Origin of the sequence: Methylobacterium mesophilicum (assembly GCF_036441335.1) — a bacterium.
GTDB lineage: Bacteria > Pseudomonadota > Alphaproteobacteria > Rhizobiales > Beijerinckiaceae > Methylobacterium > Methylobacterium mesophilicum_B.
Genome location: NZ_MLBW01000003.1, coordinates 38,291 through 64,048 on the forward strand (window position 1 = coordinate 38,291; position 25,758 = coordinate 64,048).

Annotated in this window: 21 protein-coding genes and 2 pseudogenes; 18 read left to right on the forward strand and 5 right to left on the reverse strand. The window is 65.7% G+C overall.

What is annotated here, in order from left to right; translation table 11 throughout:
- The first annotated feature begins 218 nt into the window (after positions 1-218).
- From MMR14E_RS02110 to MMR14E_RS02130, 5 genes are read left to right on the forward strand one after another with little or no spacing between them, the layout of a single operon-like run.
- Positions 219-2,441 (forward strand): Hint domain-containing protein, encoded by a 2,223-nt coding sequence (locus tag MMR14E_RS02110; RefSeq protein WP_331312606.1) that lies wholly within the window; start codon positions 219-221, stop codon positions 2,439-2,441.
- Entirely contained in the window at positions 2,380-2,694 is a 315-nt protein-coding gene (locus MMR14E_RS02115) for a hypothetical protein (protein ID WP_331312607.1), read from the forward strand. The genes MMR14E_RS02110 and MMR14E_RS02115 overlap by 62 nt, the downstream gene beginning before the upstream one ends.
- Positions 2,695-2,724: 30 nt before the next feature.
- A complete protein-coding gene (locus MMR14E_RS02120; protein WP_331312608.1) occupies positions 2,725-5,037 on the forward strand; it encodes a baseplate megatron protein TIM-barrel domain-containing protein in 2,313 nt (770 codons plus the stop codon).
- On the forward strand, positions 5,034-5,645 hold the full coding sequence (locus MMR14E_RS02125) for a DUF2460 domain-containing protein (protein WP_331312609.1): 612 nt from the start codon (positions 5,034-5,036) through the stop codon (positions 5,643-5,645). Before MMR14E_RS02120 ends, MMR14E_RS02125 begins: the two co-directional genes overlap by 4 nt.
- On the forward strand, positions 5,642-6,508 hold the full coding sequence (locus MMR14E_RS02130) for a DUF2163 domain-containing protein (protein WP_331312610.1): 867 nt from the start codon (positions 5,642-5,644) through the stop codon (positions 6,506-6,508). Before MMR14E_RS02125 ends, MMR14E_RS02130 begins: the two co-directional genes overlap by 4 nt.
- Before the next feature lie 95 nt (positions 6,509-6,603).
- On the opposite strand, the gene MMR14E_RS02135 is transcribed toward MMR14E_RS02130, so the two are convergent.
- From MMR14E_RS02135 to MMR14E_RS02145, 3 genes and pseudogenes are all read right to left on the reverse strand, one after another.
- Positions 6,604-8,766: an ABC transporter ATP-binding protein/permease gene (locus MMR14E_RS02135; RefSeq protein ID WP_331312611.1), complete on the reverse strand. Its 2,163-nt coding sequence runs from the start codon at positions 8,764-8,766 to the stop codon at positions 6,604-6,606.
- Positions 8,767-9,441: 675 nt separating this feature from the next.
- Positions 9,442-10,106 (reverse strand): annotated as a pseudogene (locus MMR14E_RS02140) (transposase); the annotation flags it as partial.
- An 87-nt stretch (positions 10,107-10,193) separates the two neighbouring features.
- A complete protein-coding gene (locus tag MMR14E_RS02145; protein WP_331312612.1) occupies positions 10,194-12,128 on the reverse strand; it encodes an adenylate/guanylate cyclase domain-containing protein in 1,935 nt (644 codons plus the stop codon).
- A gap of 1,131 nt (positions 12,129-13,259) precedes the next feature.
- Here MMR14E_RS02145 and MMR14E_RS02150 point away from each other — a divergent pair.
- From MMR14E_RS02150 to MMR14E_RS02175, 6 genes and pseudogenes are all read left to right on the forward strand, one after another.
- Positions 13,260-13,736, forward strand: a complete 477-nt coding sequence (locus MMR14E_RS02150; protein ID WP_331312613.1) for a hypothetical protein — start codon at positions 13,260-13,262, stop codon at positions 13,734-13,736.
- A 7-nt stretch (positions 13,737-13,743) separates the two neighbouring features.
- Complete coding sequence (locus tag MMR14E_RS02155; RefSeq protein ID WP_331312614.1) at positions 13,744-15,864, forward strand: phage tail protein; 2,121 nt, start codon at positions 13,744-13,746, stop codon at positions 15,862-15,864.
- Positions 15,861-16,667 (forward strand): hypothetical protein, encoded by an 807-nt coding sequence (locus MMR14E_RS02160; RefSeq protein WP_331312615.1) that lies wholly within the window; start codon positions 15,861-15,863, stop codon positions 16,665-16,667. Before MMR14E_RS02155 ends, MMR14E_RS02160 begins: the two co-directional genes overlap by 4 nt.
- Positions 16,643-17,224 (forward strand): hypothetical protein, encoded by a 582-nt coding sequence (locus MMR14E_RS02165; RefSeq protein ID WP_331312616.1) that lies wholly within the window; start codon positions 16,643-16,645, stop codon positions 17,222-17,224. Before MMR14E_RS02160 ends, MMR14E_RS02165 begins: the two co-directional genes overlap by 25 nt.
- Before the next feature lie 59 nt (positions 17,225-17,283).
- A pseudogene (locus MMR14E_RS02170) lies at positions 17,284-17,391 on the forward strand (glycoside hydrolase family protein); the annotation flags it as partial.
- A gap of 325 nt (positions 17,392-17,716) precedes the next feature.
- Positions 17,717-17,998 (forward strand): hypothetical protein, encoded by a 282-nt coding sequence (locus MMR14E_RS02175; RefSeq protein ID WP_331312617.1) that lies wholly within the window; start codon positions 17,717-17,719, stop codon positions 17,996-17,998.
- A gap of 95 nt (positions 17,999-18,093) precedes the next feature.
- Here MMR14E_RS02175 and MMR14E_RS02180 read toward each other — a convergent pair whose 3' ends face one another.
- Complete coding sequence (locus MMR14E_RS02180; RefSeq protein WP_331312618.1) at positions 18,094-18,444, reverse strand: hypothetical protein; 351 nt, start codon at positions 18,442-18,444, stop codon at positions 18,094-18,096.
- 146 nt (positions 18,445-18,590) lie between these two features.
- On the opposite strand from MMR14E_RS02180, the gene MMR14E_RS02185 reads away from it, so the two are divergent.
- Both MMR14E_RS02185 and MMR14E_RS02190 read left to right on the forward strand, forming a co-directional pair.
- On the forward strand, positions 18,591-19,043 hold the full coding sequence (locus MMR14E_RS02185) for a hypothetical protein (protein WP_331312619.1): 453 nt from the start codon (positions 18,591-18,593) through the stop codon (positions 19,041-19,043).
- A 60-nt stretch (positions 19,044-19,103) separates the two neighbouring features.
- Complete coding sequence (locus MMR14E_RS02190) at positions 19,104-19,301, forward strand: hypothetical protein (protein ID WP_331312620.1); 198 nt, start codon at positions 19,104-19,106, stop codon at positions 19,299-19,301.
- Between the two features lie 431 nt (positions 19,302-19,732).
- Here the strand turns inward: MMR14E_RS02190 and MMR14E_RS02195 are convergent, their stop codons facing one another.
- On the reverse strand, positions 19,733-19,984 hold the full coding sequence (locus tag MMR14E_RS02195; RefSeq protein WP_331312621.1) for a hypothetical protein: 252 nt from the start codon (positions 19,982-19,984) through the stop codon (positions 19,733-19,735).
- Positions 19,985-20,185: 201 nt separating this feature from the next.
- Here MMR14E_RS02195 and MMR14E_RS02200 point away from each other — a divergent pair, with 201 nt between their 5' ends.
- The 5 genes from MMR14E_RS02200 to MMR14E_RS02220 all read left to right on the forward strand — a co-directional run bounded on the left by MMR14E_RS02200 (position 20,186) and on the right by MMR14E_RS02220 (position 25,758).
- Positions 20,186-20,380 (forward strand): hypothetical protein, encoded by a 195-nt coding sequence (locus MMR14E_RS02200; RefSeq protein ID WP_331312622.1) that lies wholly within the window; start codon positions 20,186-20,188, stop codon positions 20,378-20,380.
- 5 nt (positions 20,381-20,385) lie between these two features.
- Positions 20,386-20,838, forward strand: a complete 453-nt coding sequence (locus tag MMR14E_RS02205; protein WP_331312623.1) for a translesion error-prone DNA polymerase V autoproteolytic subunit — start codon at positions 20,386-20,388, stop codon at positions 20,836-20,838.
- Complete coding sequence (locus MMR14E_RS02210) at positions 20,835-22,163, forward strand: Y-family DNA polymerase (protein ID WP_331312624.1); 1,329 nt, start codon at positions 20,835-20,837, stop codon at positions 22,161-22,163. The genes MMR14E_RS02205 and MMR14E_RS02210 overlap by 4 nt, the downstream gene beginning before the upstream one ends.
- 561 nt (positions 22,164-22,724) lie before the next feature.
- On the forward strand, positions 22,725-23,984 hold the full coding sequence (locus tag MMR14E_RS02215) for a M24 family metallopeptidase (RefSeq protein ID WP_331312625.1): 1,260 nt from the start codon (positions 22,725-22,727) through the stop codon (positions 23,982-23,984).
- A gap of 181 nt (positions 23,985-24,165) precedes the next feature.
- Positions 24,166-25,758 (forward strand): ABC transporter substrate-binding protein, encoded by a 1,593-nt coding sequence (locus MMR14E_RS02220; RefSeq protein WP_331312626.1) that lies wholly within the window; start codon positions 24,166-24,168, stop codon positions 25,756-25,758.

The following is a 25,758-nucleotide window of genomic DNA, read 5'->3' on the forward strand; positions in this document are numbered from 1 at the left end:
GGACGTCGATCAAACCAGTCTCCATGCCGGACTCGTCCGATGTGCCTGCCGCGAACAGAGCACGTCTCAGGAAAAAGCGGTATCGCGAACACCGCGATGGCCCATTTGGCGACGATGCTCTCTCGACTCCGGGAGCGTACAGGCGTCACGCTGACGGCAAGCACCCGCCCGCGCGCGAGCGCGGATGACGGGTCGACTCGGAAGGTGGGAACGCGGCGATGTCGGGCGGTCAGGGCGGGAGCGGCGCGGATCCGGTCAACGGCGCAGGGGGTCAGCCCGGCGCGGACGATGTGGCGAACGGCACCGGCGCGGCCGGTGGAAACGGCGGCTCCTCGGCTCAGGGGAGCGGGGGCGGCGCGGGCGGTGCCGCGGGCTCGGTCGGAGGCGCCGGGGGCAACGGTGGCGCGGCGGCCGGCGGAACGATCGCCAACACGTCGGGGACCGGCGGCCCTTACTCGACGAACCCCGGATCCAGCTTTGTCGGCGCGAATGGCGGGGCCGGCCTCGCGGGCCCGAATGTCGGCGATGGCGGCGGCGGCGGCGGCGGCGGCAGCCACGGCCAGTACTTCTCCAACACCGGGAACGGCGTCGGTTTCACGTTCTCCCGGACCGGCGGCGACGGGGGAACGGGCGGCGCCGGCAACGGGACGGGCGGCGGCGGCGGGGGCGGCAGCGGCGGTTACGGGTTCGTCGAGCCCGGCCCCGGATCCTTCATCGCGAGCGCTCAGATCACCGGCGGGAACGGCGGCGACGGCGGTGCCGCCGGCGGTCCCGGCGCGTCCGGCGGCGCTGGCGGGAACGGCGGCATCGGTCTTCTCCTCTACGGGAGCACGGGCACCAACACCGGCCAGATCACGGGCGGGAACGGTGGACTGGGAGGTGCCGCGAATGGCGGGACGGCGGGAGCCGCGGGCCAGGGCGGAGCCGGCATATCCGGCGCGAACCTCGCCATCACCAACACCGGCACCATCTCGGGCGGCTTCAATGGCGGGAGCACGACCGTCCGGGCCGCCGCGATCAACGTCACCGGAGGCACCAACGACCTGACCCCCGGCACGGGCACGCTGAACGGCGGCCTCGGGATCGTCGGCGGCGCCACGACGCTGCGCATCCTCGGCAACGCGCCCAACAATCTCGGACCCGTGGCCAACGCCGGCACCCTCGACATCGCGGGCACGACCGCGGGCGCTTCGGTCACCACCCTGTCGGGCACCGGCGGCACGACGCTGGGCGCGCGAAGCCTGACGATCACCGACGGATCGACCGCGTACGGCGGTGCGATTGCCGGCACCGGCGGTGTGGCCGTCACCGCCGGCACGCAGACGCTGACGGGGGCCAGCACCTATTCCGGCGGCACGACCATCGGCGTGGCCGGGGGCACGGCATCCAGCACGTTGCAGCTCGGCGCGCCGACCTCTGCCGGCACGGGGACGATCACCTTCGGCTCCATGTCGGGCACGGCGACCGCGCGCCTCGGGCTCGACCTGACCGCCCAGCCAACCAGCGGCGGAACCTTCGCCAACACGATCTCCAATTTCGGCTCGGGCAACGAGATCGCGCTCGCCGGCCTGACCAACGCCAGCGTCAGCTACAACAGCGCGAACAGCTCGATCACCGTGACCGGCACCCGCTCCGGTGGCGGGCAGGTGAGCGAGAACTTCGTCCTGTCGGCCCCGCGCGCGACCAGCTTCGCGGCGGCGTCGGACGGCCAGGGCGGCACGATCGTGCGCGCCGCGACGGCCACGAACCCGATCAACCCGGCCCAGCCCACGAATCCCGCGAGCCCCGCGAACCCGTCCCAGCCGTCGAACCCTGCGCCCTGCTACGTGACGGGCACGCGCATACGAATCCTGCGCGATCGGGTCATCTCGGACGTGCCGGTGGAGCATCTCGTGCCGGGCGATCTCGCCATCACGGCCGCCGGCACACCGCGCCCGATCCGCTGGATCGGCGCCCGCACATACCCGGGATCGACCGCGCCGCGGGCCGAGCGCCCCGTCCGCATCCGGGCCGGCGCGCTGGCCGATGGCGTCCCCGCCCGCGACCTGCGGGTCTCTCCAGATCACTGCCTGTGGCTGGACGGGCTGTTCGTGGCCGCGGGACATCTGGTCAACGGCTCGAGCATCACCCGTGGCGAGCCCGTGGCGGATCTCACCTACTGGCACGTCGAGTTGGACGCGCACGATCTCCTGCGCGCGGAGAACACGCCGGCGGAGAGCTTTCTGGCCGCGCCCGGCGTGCGCCGGGGCTTCGACGGCGCGCAGGCCTCCGACCTCGGCACGCGGCCCGTGCCCTATGCTCCGCGCGCCGAACTCGGCCCCGACTTGGCCGCGCTGCGCGGGCGGTTGGCCCTCCGCGCCGTCGCGTCGGNAGGCGACGGTGGCGGCCGCCGCCGCGGCGATCCCGTCCTTCGCGGTCGGCGCGTGGTCGCTGCCGAATGACATGGTCGCGCAGGTGCACAAGGGCGAGATGATCGTGCCGGCCGGGCCGGCCGGCGCCCTGCGCGCGGCCATGGGCGGCAGCCCGGCGCCGAGCCTCGCGCTCAACCACACCACCCAGATCAACGTCTCGGCCGTGGACGGCGCCTCGGTGGCGGACTTCTTCCAGAACCACTCGCGCCCGCTCATGCGCGCCATCAACCAGGCGGTCCGACAGGGCGCGCATCTCGGCCTGTCGCGGCTGGGACCGGGCTGAAGCGGCCGCGCTGAGGGGCCAATCTGAGCTGTGATCGACTTCATTACCGGCTTCAACCTGCTACCCGCGACCGGGGAGTTCGGCTACGACCCTCTGCCCTACCGGGCCTCGCGCTGGCCGCCCTCGGCTGCCGAGCGCCCGTTCAAGCCGATCAACACCTACGCCGCGCCGGGCTCGGGACGCACCGATTGCAGCCTCGCCCTCGACGCCCTGGCCGAGCAGGTGCCCGGCTGCACCACCGTCAACCTGCTCGTGGCGTGGTTCGGCTCCTCGGTCGACGCGCGCGTCTGCAGGATCTACCCGTCGACGATCTACATCGACGGCTCGTTCCAGCGCGTGGACGGGCCCGAGCCGGTCGAGGAGAATTGGCAGGTCTCCGGCCTGACGCAGCTCTCGCGGGGCCCGGGCGGCGCCCCGATCCTGATCCCGATCACCACCGTCGACGGCCACGCGGTCTACGGCGGCACGCCGTCCGACCAGAGCGTGGTGCGCTGCCTGCGCGACCTGAAGGCGCGCAGCTACCGCGTCGTGTTCTACCCGTTCCTGCTGATGGACTGCCCCGGCTTCCCGTGGCGCGGGCGCATCGGGCTCGACGCGGACGGGACCGCGGCCGCGGCCGCGACGGTGGCCCGGATCCTCGGGCCGGCAAAGCCGTCGCAGTTCACCCGCGATACCGGTCGCCTCACCGTCGACTATGCCGGCTCGGCCGACGACTACAGCTTGCGCCGGATGATCCTGCACTGCGCCAACCTGTGCGTGCTGGCCGGCGGCGTCGACCTGTTCCTGCTCGGCTCGGAGCTGCGCGGACTGGAGGCGATCCGCGGGCCGGGCTGGACCCGGGCCGGCACGACCGGCGCCGACGGCACCGCCACCTGGGACTACCCCTTCGTCGACGGGCTGGGGCGGCTCGCCGACGACGTGCGCGCGATCTTCGACGCGGCCGGGCTGACCCGGGACGCGGCGGGCCTGCACAACCTGATCACCTACTCGCCGGACTGGTCGGTGTGGATGGGCGTGCAGCACCCCGGCGAGGCCGGCCAGTGGCCGCATCTCGACCAGCTCTACGCCCGGGACAGCATCGACCTCGTGGCGTTCGACAACTACCTGCCGCTGTCGGACTGGACCACGGCGGGCGGGCTCGACGCGGCGAACTGGACGGCGCCCGCGCCCGACCGGAGCCGCTGGCCGCCCGGGCCCGACACGATGAGCGGCCTCGGGCTCTCGGGCGAGCCGACGCTCTATGCGATGGCCTACCTGAAGCGGAACATCGAGGGCGGCGAGAAGTACGACTGGTTCTACGCCGACTCGGACAATCTCGGGATCGGTCTCGACCCGCTCGGCTCCGATCAGCAGGTCTCCCGGCCGACCGGCGACCGCGTCACGCAGACCCGCAGCCGGTACTATCCGGGCCAGGAGATCCTGGCGAACAAGCAGCTGCGCTGGTGGTGGAAGAACCCGCACCGCGCCGTCTACGACACCGGCGACGGCCAGGGCTGGGTGCCGCGCGGACCCGTCACCCGATGGGTGCCGCAATCGAAGTCGATCACCACCGTCGAGTACGGCTTCGGCTCGATCGACCGCGCGACCAACCAGCCGAACGTGTTCTACGATCCGAAGAGCACGGAGAGCTTCACCGCGTTCTGGTCGGTGTGGGACAGCGCCGACGGCGCGACCTACACGCCCCGGCGCGACGATACACTCTGCGCGATGGCGCTGCGGGCGGTCTACGAATACTGGTACCGCGACGGCCAGAACGAGGTCTCGGCCGCCGGGTTGCCGATGCTGCAGACCGCCTTCTTCGCGGTCTGGAACTGGGACGCGCGGCCGTTCCCGACCTTCCCGCTGCGCTCCGAAGTCTGGGGCGACACCCTCAACTGGCCGGCGGGCCTGTGGGTCAGCGGCAAGGGGCCGGCGCTGCCGCCGCCGCCGCCCGACCCGTCACCGGTTCCGGGGCCGTACCCGACCTTCCCGGCGCTCTCCGGCCGGGCGTGGTCGGTGCGCTACGCGCCCGTGTTCCGCACCGGCGCGGCCGCGCACGTCTCGGGCCGCGAGGCGCGGGCGGCGCGGGTGCGGGCGCCCATGTGGGAGATCGAGCTGGCCTACGACGTGCTGGCGGCCGGCGACTTCGCGATGAGCGGCCTAGCGGGCGACTTCGAGCGCCTCGCGGGCTTCTACGGCCAGGTCGCCGGACGCGCCCTGCCGTTCCGCGTCGCCGTGCCGCCCGAGCTCGGGGCCGGATCGAGCCTGCTCTGCCGCTTCGCCGACGACGACCTCGACCTGGAGCAGTTCATGGCGCTGCTGTTCGCCACCCAAGCCTTCCGGCTCGTGAGCGTGCGCGGGTGAGCGAGGTCCCGCCCGCCTTCCCCGCGCTGCCGGGCCAGGGTTGGTCGGTCCATAAGCGCCCGACCTTCGCGACGCGGCTCGCCCCGCACGTCTCGGGCCGAGAGGTGCGCGCGAGCCTGTACACGGCACCACTGTGGGAGTTCGAAGTGACCTTCGAGGGGCTGGCCTCGGGCGCGGCCTTCCCCGGCCTCGGTGCGAACTCGCTGCAGGCGCTGCTCGGCCTGTTCCTGCGCTGCCAGGGCCGCTTCGGCACCTTCCTCTACACGGATCCGACCGACGACACGGTCACGGCCGGCGCGATCGGCGTCGGCGACGGCCGGTCGCTGGCCTTCCCGGCGCTGCGCACGCTCGGCGGCTTCTCCGAGCCGGTCGGCTGGGTCACCGCCCTGCGCGCCGTCACCGTCGACGGCGCGCCCGCCGAGGGCTGGAGCCTCGCCGCGCCGAACCGGATCGTGCTGCCGACCCCGCCGGCCGCGGGCGCGGTGATCGGCGCCGCGTTCAGCTTCGCCTACCTGTGCCGCTTCCTCGACGACGTGCAGGACTTCGAGAACGTCATGGCCGGCCTGTGGAAGGCGGAAGGCGTCAAGTTCCGGAGCGTGCGGACGTGAGGCCCGCCGAGCCCGCGCTCCTGGCCTACCTCGCCGAGATGCGCGCGCGGGCCGACAAGCGGCTGCTGATGGCGGACTGCTTCACCTTCACGCTGCTGTCGGGCCTGATCCTCGCCTACACCGACGCCGACGTGCCGATCGCGCTGAACGGCACCACCTACCGCGCCGATTCCGTGCTGGTGGACGGGCTGCGCTACCGCTGCACCACCGGCCTCGACGTCGACCAGCAGCGGATCACGGTGTCGGCTCGCCCGACCGACACGGTGGGCGGCGTGCCATTCCTCGTGGCGCTGCGCGAGGGCGTGTTCGACGGCTGCACGATCCGGCGCGATCGGGCCGTCCTCACCGCCTGGGACGCGCCGCCGATCGGTGGGGTCACGCTGTTCACGGGGCGCCTGGCGAGCGTCGATCAGGTCGGGCGCACCTCCGCGACCCTGACGGTGGCAAGCGAGCTGACGCTGCTCGACATCGATCTGCCGCGCAACGTCTGGCAGCCAACCTGCAACCACACGCTCTATGACACCGGCTGCCGGCTCGTGCGGCAGGCCTACGCCTCGGCCGGGGCCGTCGGCGACAGGGCGAGCACGACGTTCATCCCCTGGGCCGGCGCGAGCGAGGCGCTGACGCAGGGGACGGTGACGTTCACCTCGGGCGGCAACGCCGGAGCCTCGGCCACGATCAAGCTGGCGGACGCGACCGGTCTGATCCTCACCTACCCGCTGCCGGCGCTGCCGGCTCGGGGTGACAGCTTCACGGCCTACCAGGGCTGCGACCACACCCTGGCGACCTGTCGGTCCAAATTCGCCAACGAGGCGAACTTCCGCGGCTTTCCATTCGTACCAACGCCGGAGGCAGCGTTCTGAGAAGGATCGGCTTTGCAGAAAAGATGCAGGACGCCAGATCGATGGTGAAATTTTCTCCTCGATCAATGCGACACTAAGAGTGTAGGGCTCGGATCCTATCGCAAAAGCCGACCAGCAATACCGAACCCGAGACCTCTCATGCCTGCCGACGGAGTGAGCGTACGGTCGCGATGGTTTCTCGATACTTGGCGCAGACTCATTGACGACAGCTCCAAGAAGCGATCATGAAACTGGTTGAGTGTGGAGCGATGTCCGATCGAAACAATCGTAGTATTAGTCAATTTTTCGTGCAAAATTCCATAAATCCTCGCTTCGCATGCCTCATCGAGAGCTGCTGTAGATTCGTCGAGAAACAACCAGTCGGGCTTAATCAGAAGCGCGCGAACAATCGATAATCTTTGCTGCTCGCCACCGGATAGCCGGTTATCCCAACAATCCGCAACGTCGAGCTTATCTGCAAGATGAGAAAGTTCGGCATCTTCCAGCGCCTCTCGAACTACCTTTTCCGGGAAACGCTGCACGCATCGAGGATAAGTCAAAGCATTTCGCAACGTTCCGAGCGGGATGTAGGGCTTCTGAGGGAGGAGCAAAACGGATTGGCCTGCCGGGACTCTGATACGTCCATTGCTGAACGGCCAGATACCCGCAATAGCGCGGAACAAGGTGGACTTGCCTGAGCCGGACGAGCCAACGATCAAAGTCGCCCGATCTTTCGAAAGAGCAAAATCTCCGCCGTCAACGATCTTTCGACCGTCGGGCAACATCAGTGTGAAGTTAGCGGCCTCAACGCCCGCCAAATTCTCGACAACGTCAACCGATCCTACGCCCGAAGCCAAGTGGGCTTCGACCTTCGTCATCGCACACCCAAATGAATGCAGTCGATCAGCATTTGCTCTATAGCTAGCGATTGCTGTATAAGATTCCACAAAGAAAGATAATGAACTTTGTACGCTCCCAAAAGCTTCGGCAGTCTGAGTAAATTGTCCCAGTGTTATTTGTTTTGAAAAGAACGCCGGCGCCGCCAAAACGAAAGGGAAAACACTGCTGATTTGCTGGAACAGCTTGACGAACACAGAAAGCTTTGTCTTTCTTATAATGATTTGGATATAGTTGCGTATGATATGACCAAAGAGATCGTCAAGCCGCAATTTTTCTTGTCTCTCTCCTTTCAAGAGGGCAATTTGTTCGGAAAAAATCCGAGTGCGCGCGAGAGAGAAGCGAAAATCGGCCTCGGCTTGCTCTTGTAGGAAGGACAACTTGATGAGTGGGTGTCCGATGACATGTGTGAGCCAAGTCCCGATCACCGCGTAGCCGATGGCAAGCCATACCAGAAATCCCGGAACGACAATATCGGTAAAGGGGAAGACGAAATCCCGCGAAATATTCCAGAGAATGACGATGAATGATATCAGAGTTGTGGCTTGTGATAGCAATTTTATAGACAAAGACGTCGTCTGGACTATGAAAAGATTGACGTCGTTCTGTATGCGTTGATCCGGATTATCCGCATGAGCGGCGTCGAACGGCAATCTGTAGTGGGTACCGCTGTCGAGCCAACGCTCGTAAAGGCTGCGGGTAAGCCACGTCCGCCAACGCAGATGCAAAGACTCATCGATGACGGTATCGAGCATCGAAGTGAAAACGGCCAATGCGGACAGCGGAATGAAGACCCAAGTCAACTGATACCAGAACGCGGCAATATTATACTCCTGCAGCCCATTAAATAGGTCGCGGGCCAGGAAACTTGCTCGAAGCTGTATGGCCACTTGAGCTAGTGTTATAATAAGCGACAAGCCAACGAGTCGCTGTCCGATCACGCCCTCCGTCGCGCCTAGTAGACGGAAGAGGCCAATGTTGCGTTCCGGGGCATCACAATTTGTGAAGTAGGGATCTGCGATAAGCGTAAACGTTTGGATTGCCTGAGAATACGAGATCAAGAGGATAATGAACGCAAATACGACCGAACCCGTTGCAGCAAAATCTGGCGGCAGGAGCGAAGTGATCGACGATGGAAGCGCGCCCATTGCTCCCAGCAGACCCGCGACGGCCAGTAGGACGTATCCTAGGCCGTAGACGGAAATGAATATTCTCAGGTAGGCCGAGACCTTGTTGGAAGCCACAAGGATGCCGGCCATCGCGATGCCAGACAACGAAACGTACAGCGGAGTTTCGGGTAAGCCTGGGTGAACAAGGAGGGTGAGAGCCACCACGGCTGTTACCAGCCCTTGAATGCTCACCCGGCTCAAAGTCGAACCCACGATGTGACTTCCTCTCGATATGTTCTGGCGGAGGCTAATCAAGCCAGAGAGCAGGGGACATCATAATTTCTATCTATTTCCAATCACAAAACTGCTCAGAGCCAAAGCAGCAACAAGACATCCCAAAATGAGATAATCTCGAGCGCTCTCCACCCCAACTTCCTCTGCAAATATAGGTAAAATAAAACGAAGATAAGAAGAGACGCCGCCATGGATATTATGAAAATAGTGAAACTTGCTGTGATAAGTCCAATCACCCCAGCGACGAGAGTGCTTAGGAAGAAGATAGTCGCCCGCGGATGACTGGGCCCGGATGCAATCAGCGAATGCACAGATCTGTTCCTTTGCTCTGCAGCCAACCGCATACCCTGGAAGAATCCCTCGGATGCTTAGGCCGTTATCCTTCCGTGAAGCGGGATGGCTTGACAAACATCCATTACATACGGACATGCAACTCATGCGCAGAGTGAGACGCCGCCGTCGGTGATGCGTCGCACATCAAATTTTAATTCGCAGGCAGTGCGGTCGCCATTTTCCAGAATTATACCTGAAATGCAGAGTTCATTCTTTACAAACGCCTAACCAACGTTGCATCACGACTGTCCGGTCGTGTTCCCTGGCATAGTGTAGCTGGCTTAGAGCCGCCACCATTATCGGCATTGGCCGGGAGGATGAGGCTGCCAGGGTGGGCAGGCTGACGAGAGGATCATCGCGAGGTGGCGATGCTGTCCTGGGTGATGTAGCGTGAGCGCTCGTCGTTCTGTTGAAGGAGGATCTCGCCCAGGCGGCTGATGGCCGCCGTGTTGGCGAAGATGCCCACGACATCGGTCCGGCGCTTGATCTCGCCGGTCAGGCGCTACAGCGGGTCCGGGCTGCGGAACTCGACCCGGTGTGCAGCCAGGAAGCTCATGTAGGCCAGCACGTATGGATCGGCCTCGTCCATCAGCGCGGCGGTCTCAGGAACGTACGGCCGGAGTCGTCGACGACGTGCCGGCACAGGAGTCTGGCCGCCTCAGCGTCTCCATGGGCGAACACCGTGACTGTGAACGCGGAGTCGACACGCTGCCCTATCGCCCGGCATGGGCGAGGACATTGCGCATGAAGTGGACGCGGCAGCGCTGCTAGGTCGCGTTCATGACCCTCGCCAGTGACGCGCTGATGCCCTCGTGCCCGTCCGACATGGCCAGCTTCACCCCGTGCAGGCCGCGGCGAGCGTTCTCGCGGAGAAAGTCCGTCTAGAACGTCTCGGCTTTGGAAACACCGCCATCTATGCCGAGCATATCGCGACGGCCGTCGCCGTTGACGCCCATCGCTACGATCACGACGACGCTGGTTTTTCTTCGGCTGTCAGCGACATCAAGGCAATTTTTGATACGCTAGCGAATCAAGATGTTCTCGATAGAACAAAGATCTAGCTGCGGAAATTTTTATGTGACAAGTTCAAAAACGGTGGTCGAATGGCTGGCGCCCCTAACAGTCACATCGCCGATGTATCTCGTCCGAAATTTGTCTCCAGCGGCGCCTTTTACTGGACTACTGATTAGTATAGTGGTGCCAAAAATCTTATTGAGACCTTCTATTCGGGACGCAACGTTGACCGTATGGCCCAATACGGTGTAATTCATACGTTCCAGCGCGCCCACAGTCCCGACCATAGCTTCGCCTTTGTGAAGCCCAAACCGCGTCGTAAATACCGGCACGCCCTCGGACTTGAACTCCTTGTTCAAAGTCGAAATCTGGTTGGCTGCTTCCAAAGCAGCTGCGCACGCAGCTTCGGCAACGTCGACTCCCTCAGTATCAATCCAGAACGCCATAACACTGTCACCAATATATTTATCGACAATGCCGCCGTGCCGCTCAATCGTCGCGGAGATGGTGCTAAAATATCTCGACAATTGTCCTATTATTCGATCAGGCGGCATCGTCTCTGAAATTGTTGTAAATTCAGATATATCAGTAAACATAACCACGACATTACGCTTTTCTCCTCCAAGCGTCAGGGACACGTCCCGATCTACTATCGATTTCACGAATGACGATGGCACAAATGACGAAAAGGCTTTGAGTGTCAGCTCGAGAGTCTGAACAGCTTTAGATAATCGTCTAATCTCAAATATTCGACTCTCGACTTTTAATGATTGAGAAAAATCGAATGCCACTACCTTTTCAACTTTCTCGGCCAGAGAATGAACTGGACTGGAGACGCGACTAGCTATGAATAATGCGAGTATAAATGCTAAAATCCCGATAGCAGCTTGAGCGATCAGCGACATTCGAATGATTTGTTCGATCGGAAGACGGACTACGCTTTCGGGTAGGGTATTTATAAGTACAAATTTCTTATCGTGCGAATGTAGTGGATAGAAGCCCGTCAAATAATCGCGATCACCTATCCTCATTACATCGGTCAAGCGCGATGAATGTTCTTTAAATCTCTCAAAAACCCGTTGCTTATTTTGAATATCTATCGAGCCCAATGGCAGTAAATCATTGGTCTCTCCCTGGCGCGCTGAGCTTGCCTCAGCAAGCAGTTGACCGTCAGTGTCAAAGAGCATTATCCGCTCGCCGGATATGAATATACAGTCTTTGAGGCTATCTGTTAACGAAGCCAGCGTTATATCGACGCCAAAGACGATACTTTTATTTGATGCCGATCGACGACTTAGAGTCAGCCCGACAAAATCGACATCATCATAGCTATACGGCCCGACGAGCTGCGCTCTCGAGTTTGATTTCCCGGCAATGTACCACGGTCGGGTTTGTGGCGCGTGATATTCTTTGTTGGGTTCCGAGCTAACGACGCGTTGATAATCGGCATTGAGATATATGAAACGAACTTTGTGGCCTGCTGCTGAGCGTTCGGTAAATTGGAGCTCAAATTTTGGCCCGTGCTCGTCAACTATCGCTTCGCCCGTTGTATCGAGCTGTTTCTTGATGCGCCTAGCGAGGCTGTAACTGCCGTCCGGAAAGGCGACAAACACTGCATATGCGGCGGGTGAAACTTCGCGCAAATTGCCAAGGACGCGCGCCAAGGATAGGGATGTCTCTTCGGCCGCGAATCCATATGCGTCAGTCATTGCTAGTGTATCAAGTGCGACATCGGACTTTCCCAATTCGGCTGTAATCTTGGCGAGACCCAAGCTGGAGAGAGCTTCGAATTCCTGCCGTATCTGCTTCTGCCTTAAATCTTTAAGCGTATAATTCTCGGTGAATATGACGAATGCTGTGGTCGCCGATACTATGATAGCAAAAGATATGTAAATAATGGTAGCAAATCCTACGGTGCCTTTTGCGGCGTTTCGAGCACGCGCAATGACCGATCGATGCAGTGAAATGACGTGATCTCGCAGACGAATTGTCATCTTGATACCAATTATATTTCGGTTTTATAGCTGCACGCGTGGTAAGGTCTTTTCCGATTTTGTCGGATGCGCTCCACGACCTCCGGCTTTCATGTTGCTATCCGCTGCCGACGTTCGCCTGGAAGGTCGGGCGCGGCGGATCTCTTGCAAGACCCCGCCCAGTGCGAGCTGTGCGCCAGGTGTGATGTGCCACTTTCACAGTCTCAAATTCCATTTAGCCATGCGGCAACCCAATCGAAGGTATCTACACATCCAAAACCTTAAAAGATGTTAACTTTTCATGTCAGCGATCGGTCAATGTTTGATTCTTACACCTCTCGACTGAATTTTCCTTAAATATGTGAGGTTTAACATTATGCGTATCTTGTTCGCTTCCATTCTCCTTCTAGGTGGTATGGGGTCCGTGACAGCCAGGGACTCTCTGTGCGATCAGTCCAAATATTTTGATTGGACGCCGAGTCAGTCGCGGTCTTCAAGCGGTAAATTCTCGAAAGAAATGTTGGATCAGAAGCTCGATAATAATAGATCTGGGGACTGCGTGGAGCGCAGAGCCCCAGAGTACTTGGCAAGGTTTTCTAATTCTGGCGGCAGCAGCTACTCCGTACCAAGTTATTCAACCAATCCAGCAGGACCGGCGATGTTCGGGCCACCATCATCCGATAGATCGAGGTTTAATTCGTTTCGCGGTACGATTGGCACTCGGTAACGAGCTGACGAGCTGACGATTGATGTTCGCAGGCCGCGATAGCCATACACCAATCTTTCATAAGATTGGCTGTCGACCGTTCGGTGCAGGTCTATAAACTGATCTTCAGATCGTATATGCAGATTTGACGTTCGGCGACATGTTCTTCTGAGTTCACCGGACGTGAAACCCGCAATTGAGCCGGTTGGCGCCGCCGAACGCATGCTAAGCTGGTTCGAGGATCCGGGCTCGCCGGCTGTGGCTGTGCGAGCCGAAATCTCACGATGCGCCATCGGCGAAGTGACCGGCAGAGCTCGGTCAGCATTTCGGGCTTTCTCGTATAGAGACTCCCAAATCGTAAAGGCTTCCGGATCTGGGTAATCGTGACCGGTAGGGCTCGGCGTATGGCAGCATTCGCGGAGAACGAAGCGCATTGAGGGCTCTGCGTGCTCGCTGAAGATGAGGCGCGTCGCATTCTCGTGCGCGAGGCCCGGCGCTGGCTCGGCACGCCCTACCACCCTTGCGCCGACCTGCGCGGCGTCGGTGTCGATTGCGGCATGCTCCTCGTCCGCGTGTTCGTCGATGCCGGCCTCGTGCCGGCCTTCGATCCGCGCCCCTATCCGCAGGACTGGCACCTCCACCGCGACGACGAGCGCTACCTCGGCTTCGTCTTCGATCGTGCCGCCGAGGTCACGTGCCCGCAGCCCGGGGATGTCGTGGTCTTCCGCTACGGTCGCGCCTACGCCCACGGCGGCATCGTCACAGCGACCGCGCCGCTGACGCTGGTGCACGCCTTCTCGCCAGCTCAGGCCGTGATCGAGGAGCCGATCGCCCGCAACCCCGTCCTTGCCGAGCCGGGCCGGCACCCCCGCTTCTTCAGTCTCTGGGCCGCCCGCGCGACCGCCGAGGCCGATCCGGTCTGAGGCTGCCATGAGCCTGTTCGGCGGCAAGAAGCGCACCGTCCGGCCGGACTACACCGGCCTGCAGGTCCAGACCGCCTCGAGCGCGTTGCCGATCCCGATTGTCTACGGTACCAACCGCATCGCCCCGAACATCATCTGGTCCGACGGCTTCCAGACGCACGCCCAGCGCGGCAAGACGGCGGGCGGCAAGGGCGGCGGCCGTCACGGCGTCACCGGCTACACCTACTCGACCTGGATCATGTTCGGCCTGGCCGAGGGACCGGTCCAGGGCATTGGCGAGGTGTTCAGCGGCCAGTCGGTCACGCCGTTCCCGACCAACTTCCTCAGCCTCATCCCCGGCGACACGCCGCAGCAGCCCTGGGGGCCGGCGCTGGCGCGCTACCCGGCCGCCGCGCTGCCCTACAACGGCACCGCCTACCTCGCCTCGCCCGACTTCGACCTGGGCTCCAGCGCGACGATCTCGTCCATCGCCTTCGAGGTCGTCGGGCGGCTCGCCGGCACCGCGGGGCCGCTGGGGCAGGATGCCGATCCGGCCGCGTTGATCTCGGACTTCCTGACCAACGCGCAGTACGGCGTCGGCCTGCCGGCCTCGGCGCTGAGCGGCGCGGCCCTGTTCGGCGCCTCGGGCGACGCGTCCTACCAGACCTACTGCGCGGCCCTCGGCCTCGGGCTGAGCCCGGCGCTCACCGACGCCGAGACCGCCAATTCGATCCTGGCGCGGTGGCTGCGGCTGACCAACAGCGCGGCGGTGTGGTCGGGCGCGCGGCTCAGGATCGTCCCCTACGGCGACCAGGTCGTGACCGGGGTGACGCACTCGGGCGCCAGCGTCACCTACGTGCCCGACGTCGCGCCGGTCTACGACCTCACCGACGACGACGTCCTGGCCGCCGAGGGCGACGATCCGGTGCGGGTCGCGCGCAGCGATCCCTACGGCCTGCCCAACGTCCAGCGGGTCGAGTGCTCGGATCGCAGCCACGGCTACACCGCGACGACGGTCGAGGCGCGCGACCAGGGCGCGATCGAGCGCTACGGCCTGAAGGTCGCGGGCACCATCACCGCCCGCGAGATCTGCGCGCTCTCGATCGGCCGGCTCGTGGCGCAACTCGCCCTGCAGCGGGCCCTCTACATCCGCAACACCTACACGTTCCGCCTGTCCTGGGAGTTCTGCCTCCTGGAGCCGATGGACGTCGTGACCCTGACCGACCCGGGGCTCGGGCTCGCCCGAACGCCGGTGCGCATCACGGCGATCGAGGAGGACGAGGACGGGCTGCTCACCGTCACGGCCGAGGAGTTCCCGCGCGGGACCGCGACCGCGGCGGCCTACCCGACGGTCGGTGCGACCGGATCGGCGGTCGACCGCGACCGGGCGCCCGCGCCGGTCAACGATCCGCTCATCTTCGAGCCGCCCGCCGCGCTGACGGCCGGCGTGGCGCAGGTCTGGATCGCGGCCTCCGGCGCCAATGCCGACCCGTACTGGGGCGGAGCGAATGTCTGGGTCTCGCGCGACGGCGCCAGCTTCGTCGAGATCGGCACGATCACGGGCCCGGCGCGCCAGGGCGTGCTCGCCGCCGACCTGCCCGCGCCGGCCGGCCCCAACCCCGACCGCATCAGCACGCTCGCGGTCGATCTCGGCCGGTCCGGCGGCACGCTCGCCTCGGTGAGCGAGGCCGACGCGCGGGACGGCATCACCCTCGCGCTGGTCGGCCAGGAGCTGGTGTCCTTCGCCACCGCGACGCTGACCGCGCCGCACGTCTACGCCCTGACCTATCTGGAGCGCGGGCTCTCCGGCTCGCCGGCCGGCGCGCACCCGGCCGGGACGGCCTTCACCCGGCTCGACGAGGCGGTGTTCCGCTACAGCGTGCCGGCGGCCTACATCGGCACGCCGCTCACCGTGAAGCTGCAGGCGTTCAACATCTTCGGCGGCGCGGCCCAGGACCTCGCGACCTGCACGCCCTACACGGTGACGCCGATCGGCTCGGGCCGGTTCGGACCGGTCGCCGAGACGCTCGCCGTCGGCAGCGGTCCGGATCTGGGGCTTGCCTCGCAGGCCGCCACGCGGAGCGACGATTTCGGTCTCGCCTCCGACCCGTATCCCAACTTCCTCGATCTGGGGCTCGCCTCGTCATGAGCGTGCGCACGCAGTGGCTGCGGGACGCGTGGTCGTTCCTCGCGACCTTCGTCGGCCGGCCGGGCGAGTTCGTCGTCGACACCACGAACTGGCGCCTCGTCGTCCACGACGGCGTGACACCCGGCGGTCACCCGGCCGTCTCCACGGGCGACCTGAAGGGCGGCGTGCCGGCCCTGGGCGTCAACACCGCCGCCGACACCACCAACCGCCTGGCGGTGAAGTCCGAGGCCGCGCTGCTCTCCTGGGACGAGGTCACTCCCGGGGCCGGCAACATGCGCCTGACCCTCAACAAGAAGGCCGCGGCCAACGACGCCGGCCTCGTGCTCCAGACCGGCTACGCCAGCCGGGTCCTGTTCGGCACGCTCGGCAGCGACGACCTGACCGTGAAGACGAGCCCGGACGGCGCGGCCTTCCGGACGGCCATGACGGTCGCGGCGGCGACGGGCTATCTCGGCCTGTCCGGGGTGACCGAACCGGGCGCGCCGGTTCATGTCCAGGGTCTCGGCGCGAAGCCCGCCGTCCAACTCGACGCTTACGGGGGCGATGCGGCGGGTAAACGCGGGCCCGTCGCCAACTGCCGCGCCGGGCCGCGCGGGGCGCGCCGGGCGCGCCGCTGCCGATCAAGGCGACCGACGTACTCCTCGGCCTGTTCGGGGCCGGCTACCACACCGGAGGCGCCTACACGGCCGACGCCGTCGCGCTGCTCGGCGTCGCCGAGGAGGATCTCACGGCGACGGCGCAGGGCACCTGTCTCGACGTCCAGACCACGGCGCCGGGCATGGCCGCGCGCCGGTCGGTGGTGAAGGTCCGCGGCAACGGCGCACTGGAGTTGCAGCCGCTCCCCGCGGAGCCCGCGGGCGGCAGACAGGGCCAGATCTACGCGGACAGCACGGCGACGGCCCTGAAGTGGCACACCGGTGCGTCGTGGGCGCGGCTCAACAACTTCGCGAAATCCGTGGCCTACACCAACTTCGACAACTACATCGCCGCGAACGCCTGGACCAAGGTTCAGTTCAACGCTGCCGACAGCAACGACCAAGGCGCGTTCGACGCGGCGAAGAACCGGTTCGTGGCCCTCGAGGCCGGCCTGCACGGCTTCGACGTCGCGCCGACCTACAAGCGCAACGGGTCCAGCGCTCCGACCGCGCTGGAGGTGCAGCTCTACCGGAACGGAGCGGCGGCCGGGCGCGGGCGCGCCGCAGCGACCAGCGCGCTGGTCGACGGCGTCAGCGCGGTCAACCTCACGACGGTCCTGAAGCTGGCGGCGAAGGACAGTGTCGAGGTGTTCGTGCGGTTCACCGGCGCCGACGGCTACGTGGCGGCGGCCGATTCCTTCTTCGGCGCACGACAGTTGCCGTGATCGCCTCCGGTCGCCGGTAGGTCAGCGGTCCTCATCCGACGCCCGGACAGGAGTTTCCCATGGACCTCTCACCGCTCGGACGCGCGGCCCTGGCGGCGCGCGAAGGCTGCCGGCTGCGTGCCTACCGCGACAGCGTCGGTGTCTGGACCATCGGACGGGGTCACACGAAGATCGGGCTGGCGGGCCGGTGAGTCGGATCAACGCCCGAACCGCGCCGCCATCCCGCGTGTCGACCGGGCCTCGACACTCCCCCAGCGAGATCACCTCGAACTGCCCTGCTCCGGCCGGGGCGACTTTTCGTGACGCTCGAGCCTCAAATGAGGGGTTGCGGCTCGCGTTCTGCCGTTACGGTGGCGGCAGCCCGAGACCCAAACCTTCAGCCCCGCCGGCACCGCCGCGCGGGGCTTTTTCCAGACTGCCTTCGCTTCGTAGATACTGAACCAACTCTCAAGCGAGCGCGTTTGTCAGCCTTCAACTCAAAGGAAGGTTTTCATGCGCCATCGCGTTCTCGCAGCCGCCGCCGTCTTCAGCTTCCTCGCAGGCGGGGCCTATGCACAGGCTCCCGCGGCAGCTCCTGTTGTGCCCTCCGCACCCGGCACTTCGGGCGTCGTCGCGCCGCAGAACAGCACGACCGGTAGCAACGGCGCCGTGACGGCTTCGCCGACCGGGCAGCCGGCCGACACGATTTCCAACAGCTCGTCGTCTGCCGGGAATGCCAATCAGCCTGAGCGCGCCGTTCCCCAGGGCGGCGGTGGCGGCGGCAGCAGCAAGTAGCCGCTCAGCGCCAAAAGCTGCGTGCGCCTTCTTCAGCCCCGCCGGCATTGCCGCGCGGGGCTCTCTCACAATCTACTCGGCTTTTCAGACGCGCCCTAATTGCAGGTCAACTTCCGGCCTTCGGCCATCCCGACCTTGCGGTAGTGTTCCAGACCGGACTTGATCGCTCGGCCGATGACCGCCCGGCGTACGTCCGGATTGCAGCGCAGATACTCTTCCTCGTTGAACGCGTAGTCGCCGCGCCCGCCGCGCGAGCCTCGGTCATAGTCCCGATCGTAATCGCGGCGGTCACGGTCGCCGTAGCCGCGATCTCCGTAGCCTCGGTCACGGGGGCCGTAGTCGCCGCGATCGTAGCCGTAGTCGCGTCCGCCGTAGGGCTGTGCGAAGGCCGGAGCGGCTCCGCTGAGTAGCGCCACGCCGAGGACGGTCGCTGAGATCACCTTCATGTCGTGCTCTCCGTTGTTGCGAGGCGTGAACGCTTGCGACGTTGGGTGGTTCGATTTGCCTGGATGGGCGCCGCGCCATCGCTCTCTGCAGTACTGCCGGCAGAGGGCTTTCCTTTCTCCGCGTCCGGCCTCCCTCAGTCTCTGGTTTGGCTGAACTTCCTCCCTTTCGGTGCCCGACCCGAGAAGCCCGCCCCGTCCGCCGGCGCGGGCTTCTTTCTCGCGCGCCCGCTCAGCGGCAGCAACGGGCCGCGAAGCGCGCGAACGCGCTCATCTTCCTCGACCAGCACGGCGCCGAGGCGCACCGGCTCGGCTGGACGGCGCCGCAGCTGTTCGGTGTCCATCCGGAGCACGGATTCCTGCGCGTGGAGTATGCCGGCGCGCTGATGGTCAACGACAGCCCGGTGGTCGGCGTCGAGCCGGACCGGATCGTGTTCGACCGCTTCTCCGGCTACCGGACGCAGCCCGGGCAGACTTGGGGGCCCTCCGGTCTGGGAAATCGCGGCCAAGGGGCGCGGCTGATCCCGCCTGTGATCTGCGAGGATGTCGGGGGCAACTGCGATGTGAGCCGGCGCAGGATGTTGCGCCAGGCAAACCCTTAACGCCCCGGGCCTTTTCCAAGCGCAAGGTGCCGGTATGTCCACTCGCATACCGAGCCATCCATGCATTTCGAGATCCGATCCACCGGCCGCCACCTCTGGACCTGGGTGCTCCTCGACGCGACGCATCTGACGGTGATGGAGTCGGACCGGACCTTCCCGTCCGAGGCGCAAGCGTCGGCCGCCGCGCTGGCGTTCTCGAAGCTGGTGACCCGGGCGGGCAAGACGCTGACCGCGCCGTCTTCGGGCGGCCTGATCTAGGCTTGGCGCCTGTCATTCCTGCAAAGCGCGCCTCAAAACGGCGGCCAAGGTAACCTTGTAGCGATTTCCTCTAATTCAATGATTGGATTAGACGAATAATCGCAGTTGTGAATGTGCCAGCAGCTAGTGCTGTACCGAGCAGCACGAGAGCCCAGGCCTTGTCAAACTTGAGCCGCGTCATCGTCGTCCTCCGCATAAATGCAACTTTAGAGCGACGGCGCTTAACTCGAAGCGCAACCTCATAGCTAAAATCTTACCCAAGCGTCATGTCAGGTTGATAGCGGTAGCGGACGGTGCGCGTGAGCGAGCCGCGCCTTGCAACCGAGTTCTCCTCCGAAGCGAAAGTCGCGGTCTTGTTGCTGCCAGTCGAAGATCAGTCGGGTGTGTGAGCAGCCGGCCTGACGATTGGCGGTACGGTAAGCTGCTGACGATCAGCCATGCTGGCTCTCGGCGAAAGCGTGAGGAATCTCGCCCCATTGACCGAGGATCGTGACGCCTTCCAGCTCACCGGTCTCGTCGTCGGCCACGACCTTCAGCGCCGCCGCGCCCGGCATCCGCTTCGCCAGGTTCTCGGCCTTCTTGACCGCCCCACTCCCGGTCTGCGCCGGCTCCTGCCGCGCCGGCCGGAGCCGCGTCCGGTGAAGCTCGAGGGGCTGCACCGCGAACGCCGTCTTCATCGCCATCGTCGTCTTGTCCCCCGCGCGGTCTCGGTAGCGCCAAGGCCCAGACAGCATTGGTCTTTCCGGATGCCTTCCACAGAGATCCACGGCTATCCGAGCCGCCGCCGATCCGGCGATTGAACCGCGATCACCCCTGCGCTTTGTTCTCATTCTGTTCTAGAAGGGAATCGAAACGCGATGCACGCTGTCCCGCATGAGCCACCTGTGGAGTTTCGTCTCACCGAGGCGGAAGCCATCGCGCTCCACTACTACCAGGCCGCACATCGCGACGGCTGGACGGCTCTGGTGCATGCGATCGCGGATGCGCTTGCGGACCTCGACGCCGCGGAGGGACGGGTCGCCGACCGTGGGCGTCTGATCTCCCATGGTTACGCGCGCGGCCGCATCTGCGCGGGCTGAGCTTCATGACAGCTCACCACATCGACGAGCTGCTGATCCACAGCCGGGACGCCGTCCGTGTGCCGCTGATCGGGCAGGCCCTGTGCGCCGGCTTCCCGTCGCCGGCCGACGACTTCATGGAGGGCGCGCTCGAGCTGCCACGCTGGCTCGTGCCGAACCCGCCCGCCACCTTCCTGTGGCGGATCAGTGGCTCGTCCATGGAGGGCGCCGGCATCTACGACCGCGATCTCGCCTGCGTCGACCGCAGCCTCACGGCGGGCCACGGCAGCATCGTGGTCGCGGCGATCGACGGCCAGATGAGCTGCAAGCGCCTCGTGATCGACGGCAACGTCGCCCGCCTCGCCTTCTGCAACCCGGACCTGCCGGCCTTCGCGGTCGACGAGTTCGGCGACGGCGCGATCTGGGGCGTGGTCCGCTTCTCGATCCGCTGGCACGTCGCCCGCGGGCAGCTGTCGTGAGCACCCCCGAGGCCCGGCCGCGCGACCGGATCGGCGGCGGCCGCGCCGTGGCGCTGATCGACGGCAACAGCTTCTACTGCGCGTGCGAGCGCGTGTTCGACCCGAGACTCGTCAAGGTGCCAGTGATCGTGCTCTCGAACAACGACGGCTGCGCCATCGCCCGGACCAGCGAGGCCAAGGCGCTCGGCATCAGGATGGGCGACCCGTACTTCAAGATCCGCGACCTGTGCCGGGCGCAGGGCGTGCGGGTGTTCTCGTCGAACTACACCCTCTACGGCGACATGTCGGGGCGGACCAACGCGGTCTACCGGCAGTTCAGCCCGCAGGTGGAGATCTACTCCATCGACGAGAGCTTCCTGAACCTGTCGGACGTGGCGCCGGGCTTGCGGGTCGAGCTCGCGCGCGACCTGCGCGCCACGGTGCGGGCCTGGACCGGGATCCCGACCTGCGTCGGCATCGGCCCGACCAAGACGCTGGCCAAGCTCGCCAACCACATTGCCAAGAGCGTTCCGGTGCTGGGCGGCGTCTGCGACCTGACGGACCCTGCGGCCTACGCGCACTGGCTGTGCCGGATCGACGTCGGCGAGGTCTGGGGCATCGGCCGGGCCTCGCTCGCCAAGCTTCAGGCGATGGGCGTCGAGAGCGTGGCGGATCTGCGAGACCTCGACCCGCGGCCGGTGCGCAAGGGCCTGACCGTGGTCGGCGAACGGATCATCTACGAGCTGCGCGGCGCGGCCTGCCTGCCGCTGGAGATGGTGCCGGCGCGCCGCAAGGGCTGCGCGGTGACGCGCTCGTTCGCGAGCCGGATCACCGAGCGCGCGGTGCTGGAGGAGGCGGTGGCCGCGCACGCCACGCGGCTCGGCGAGAAGCTGCGGCGGGAGGGTCTCGGGACCGACCACGTCACGGTCTTCTACCACACGAGCGAGCACGACCGGGGCGAGCCGATGCGCTCGGTCTCGACCACGGTGCAGCTGCCGGAGCACAGCTCCGACACGCTGGCGCTGATCAAGGCGGCGCGGCACGGGGTGGCGCGGACCTGGCGCGATCCGGGCGATCGGCCGTGGCGGTACAGCAAGGCCGGGATCGTCACGAACGACCTCGTGCCGCTGTCGCACAGCCCACGGGCGATGATCGGTGCGCTGGACCGGGAGCGATCGGGCCCGCTGATGGCGGCGATGGACGCGTGCAACGCCCGCTGGGGTCGGGGCGCGGTGGTGCCGGCGCGGGCGGGGTTGGTGAACCGGCGCGACTGGACCACGAAGTTCGAGATGCGCACGCCGCGCTACACGACGCAGGTCGGCGAGCTGCCGATCGCCTACGCCTGAACCGTCACAGAACTCGGGCGATCGCTGTGGGTGGATTCCCGCTGGTCTTCTTTTGAGCGACAGCTGCAGAAAACCAAGCTTCGCTCTTTGGTCTTGGTCTCAAATATCACAGCAATCGGAGGCCGCTCATAAACTTCGGTGACAGCTTCGCGTTTAAGCACCGAACACGATGGATGCTCGATCCGATTTTCGGCGAGGCGGCTCTAGCTTTTCCGGATGCGGCTCAACGGATGCCGATCCATATCGCGACTAGTCGGTTCGTCGAGCAAGCATCGACATGATGCGGCAGATGCACGTGGCTTACAGGTGCTGTTGAAAGAACACAAGGTTGAATTCACCGGTCGAGGCGTGCCCCAGGTTGCAAAATATCAACCACTGGTCGATCAATGCAGCGCACATTCTACCAGGAGAAAAATTAATATATTGGCACTCGTTATTGACCTGTTTACTTTGTTAATTCAATTTCTGAATTGTTTCTAGATCGCGCTTGATCGAACATCGTCATTATTGCTCATGAGATTGCCGCAGAAGCGGCGTGTTGACTCAGAAAGATAGCAAATCATGTCTTCGATCACCCTGTCGGCTGCGACGCGCCAGAACCTGCTCTCGCTGCAGGACACCGCCCAGCTGATGTCGACCACCCAGAACCGGCTCGCGACTGGCAAGACGGTCAACTCCGCCCTCGACAACCCGACCAACTTCTTCACCTCCCAGGCCCTCGACGCACGCTCCTCGAGCCTGAACACCCTCCTCGACGGCGTGTCCAACGGCATCCAGTCGATCCAGGCCGCCAACCAGGGCATCACCTCGATCCAGAAGCTGGTCAGCCAGGCGAAGTCGATCGCCAGCCAGGCGCTCTCGACCCAGCTCTCCACCACCGGCACCGCCGCCAACGCCTACAGCGCCAGCACCGCCTCCCAGACGGTCCTGCTGACCATCAACGGCACCTCGGTCTCCGCCACGGTCGCCGCCTCCTCAAGCATCAGCGCCACCGTCGCGGCCCTGAACTCGGCGGTCAGCTCGGCCTCGACCTCGTCCAGCGGCTCCTTCGGCGCCGGCGCGATCTTCTCGGTCGACAGCACCGGCACCAAGATCGTCCTGAACGCCCAGGCCGACGTCGAATTCCAGAACTCCGGCAGCCAGACGGCGCTGGGCTTCACCGCCTCGGGCACCACCGCCTCGACCTACGGCACCGCCGCCAGCACCGTCGTGTCCAGCGACCTGTCGATCTCGGCCGCCATGCTGGCCGCGGCGACGGCCGCCGGGTCCGAGGCCATGGCGATGGAGCCCCTGGTCGCGTCGGGACCGCGCAGCGGTCTGCCGCACATGACGTGGCGGCGGCGCCGGCTGGAGCCGGGCGACGCGGTCTTCCTCGAGCTCGCCGGCAGCCACGCCCGCTACCACGCGGCGCTGATGCGCAGCGTCTGGATCGGCCCGCCGCCGGTCGAGGCGTCGCGGATGATGGACTGCGCCCTGCGCGCCCTCGACGCGGCGCTCGCCGCGATCCGCCCCGGCCATCCCTGCGCCGCCCCGCACGCGGCGGCGCAGGCCGTCATCGACGCGGCGGGCTACGGCCCGGCCTTCCGCAAGCGGATCGGCTACTCGATGGGCATCGCCTTCGCCCCGGACTGGGGGGAGGGCGCCCTGCTCTCGCTCTTCACCGGACAGGACCGGCCGATCGAGCCCGGCATGGTCTTCCACCTGCCGGCCACCCTCCGCCGCTACGGCGCCTGGACGGTCGGCGCCTCCGAAACCGTCATCGTCACCGCCAGCGGGGTCGAGCCCCTGTCCGACCTGCCGCGCACCCTGTCGCTGCGGTGAGGCGTCGCTTTCACAAGCCGGAGTTGGACCGAGGGGCCACCCCGACCGCGTCCGCGGACCCGGCCCGCTCGGCGGCCCCGAGCGGGAGCCGGCCCCGTTCCTGCAAGCGATACCTTGCCGGGCTCCTCGCGGGGGCCCGGCCCGCCGTCGCGCGGTGCTGGAGCGGAGCGGGAGGTCTCGGATGAAGCGACGCACGCTGTTGCAGGGAGCCGGCGTCCTGGTCGCCGGCGCCGTCGCGACGCCGGCCCTCGTCCGCGCGGAGGCCGCCCGGACCCTGCGCTTCATCCCGCAGCAGGATCTGGTCACCCTCGATCCGGTGACGACCTTCGCGTACATCACCCGCAACCACGGCTACATGGTCTTCGACACCCTCTACGGCATGGACGGCGCCTATCGCGCCACGCCGCAGATGGTCGAGGGCCACCGGGTCGAGGCCGACGGGCGCCGCTGGGACCTGACCCTGCGCGAGGGCCTGCGCTTCCACGACGGGACGCCGGTGCTGGCCCGCGACTGCGTCGCCTCCCTCCGGCGCTGGGCGAAGCGCGACCCGTTCGGCGGCTCCCTGATGGACGCGACCGACGAGCTCGCCGCGCCCGACGACCGCACGATCCGGTTCCGCCTGAAGCGCCCGTTCCCGCTGCTGCCGATCGCGCTGGGCAAGGCGTCCGTCCCGGTCTGCGCCATGATGCCGGAGCGCCTCGCCGCCACCGACCCGTTCCAGCAGGTGCCGGAGCTCATCGGCTCGGGCCCGTTCCGCTTCAAGGCGGACGAGCGGGTACCCGGCGACCGGGTCGTCTACACGCGCTTCGAGGGCTACGTGCCGCGCCCGGACGGCCCGCCGACCTGGACCTCGGGTCCGAAGGTCGTCCACTTTGACCGGGTGGAGTGGCGCGTGATCGGCGACACCGCGACGGCGACCTCCGCGCTGATCGCCGGCGAGGCGGACTGGCAGGAATACGCCTCGCACGACCAGCTCGGGCTCCTGCACGCCGCCAAGGGCGTGAGCACCCGCGTCCTCGACCCGACCGGCTACGTGACCATGCTGCGGGTCAATCACCTGCAGCCGCCCTTCAACAACCCGGCGATCCGGCGGGCGCTCTGGGGCGGGATCGATCAGACCGCCTGCATGCAGGGGATCGTCGGCGCCGAGGATCCCGGCCTGTTCCACGTGCCCCTCGGCTTCTTCTGCCCGGGCACGCCGATGGCCTCGACGGACGGGCTGGAGCCGCTCACACGTCCGCGCGATCCGGCGCGGGTGCGCGCCGATCTCAAGGCGGCCGGCTACAACGGCGAGACCGTGCTGCTGATGGTGCCGTCGAACTCTGCGCCGCTGCTGGCGCTCGGCCAGGTCGCGGCCGACCTGCTGCAGCGCGTCGGCATGACGGTGGAGGTCTACGCGGTCGAGTTCAACGCGATGCTGCAGCGGCGCAACCGCAAGGGGCCGGTCTCCGAGGGCGGCTGGAGCGCCTTCGTCACCAACTGGTCCGGCATGGATTGGCTCAACCCCGCGGGCTACATCGCCCTGCGCGGCACCGGCGAGACCGGCTACGCCGGCTGGGCCACGACCCCGCGGATCGAGTCCCTGCGCGACGCGTGGCTCACCGCCCCGGACGAGGCGACGCGCGCCGCCCTGTGCCGGGACATCCAGCTCCAGGCGATGCAGGACGTGCCCTACTACCCGCTGGGCCAGTACCTGCAGCCGACCGCCTACCGCTCCCGCCTCACCGGGATCCTCGACGGGTTCCCGACCTTCTGGAACGTCCGGCCCGCCTGA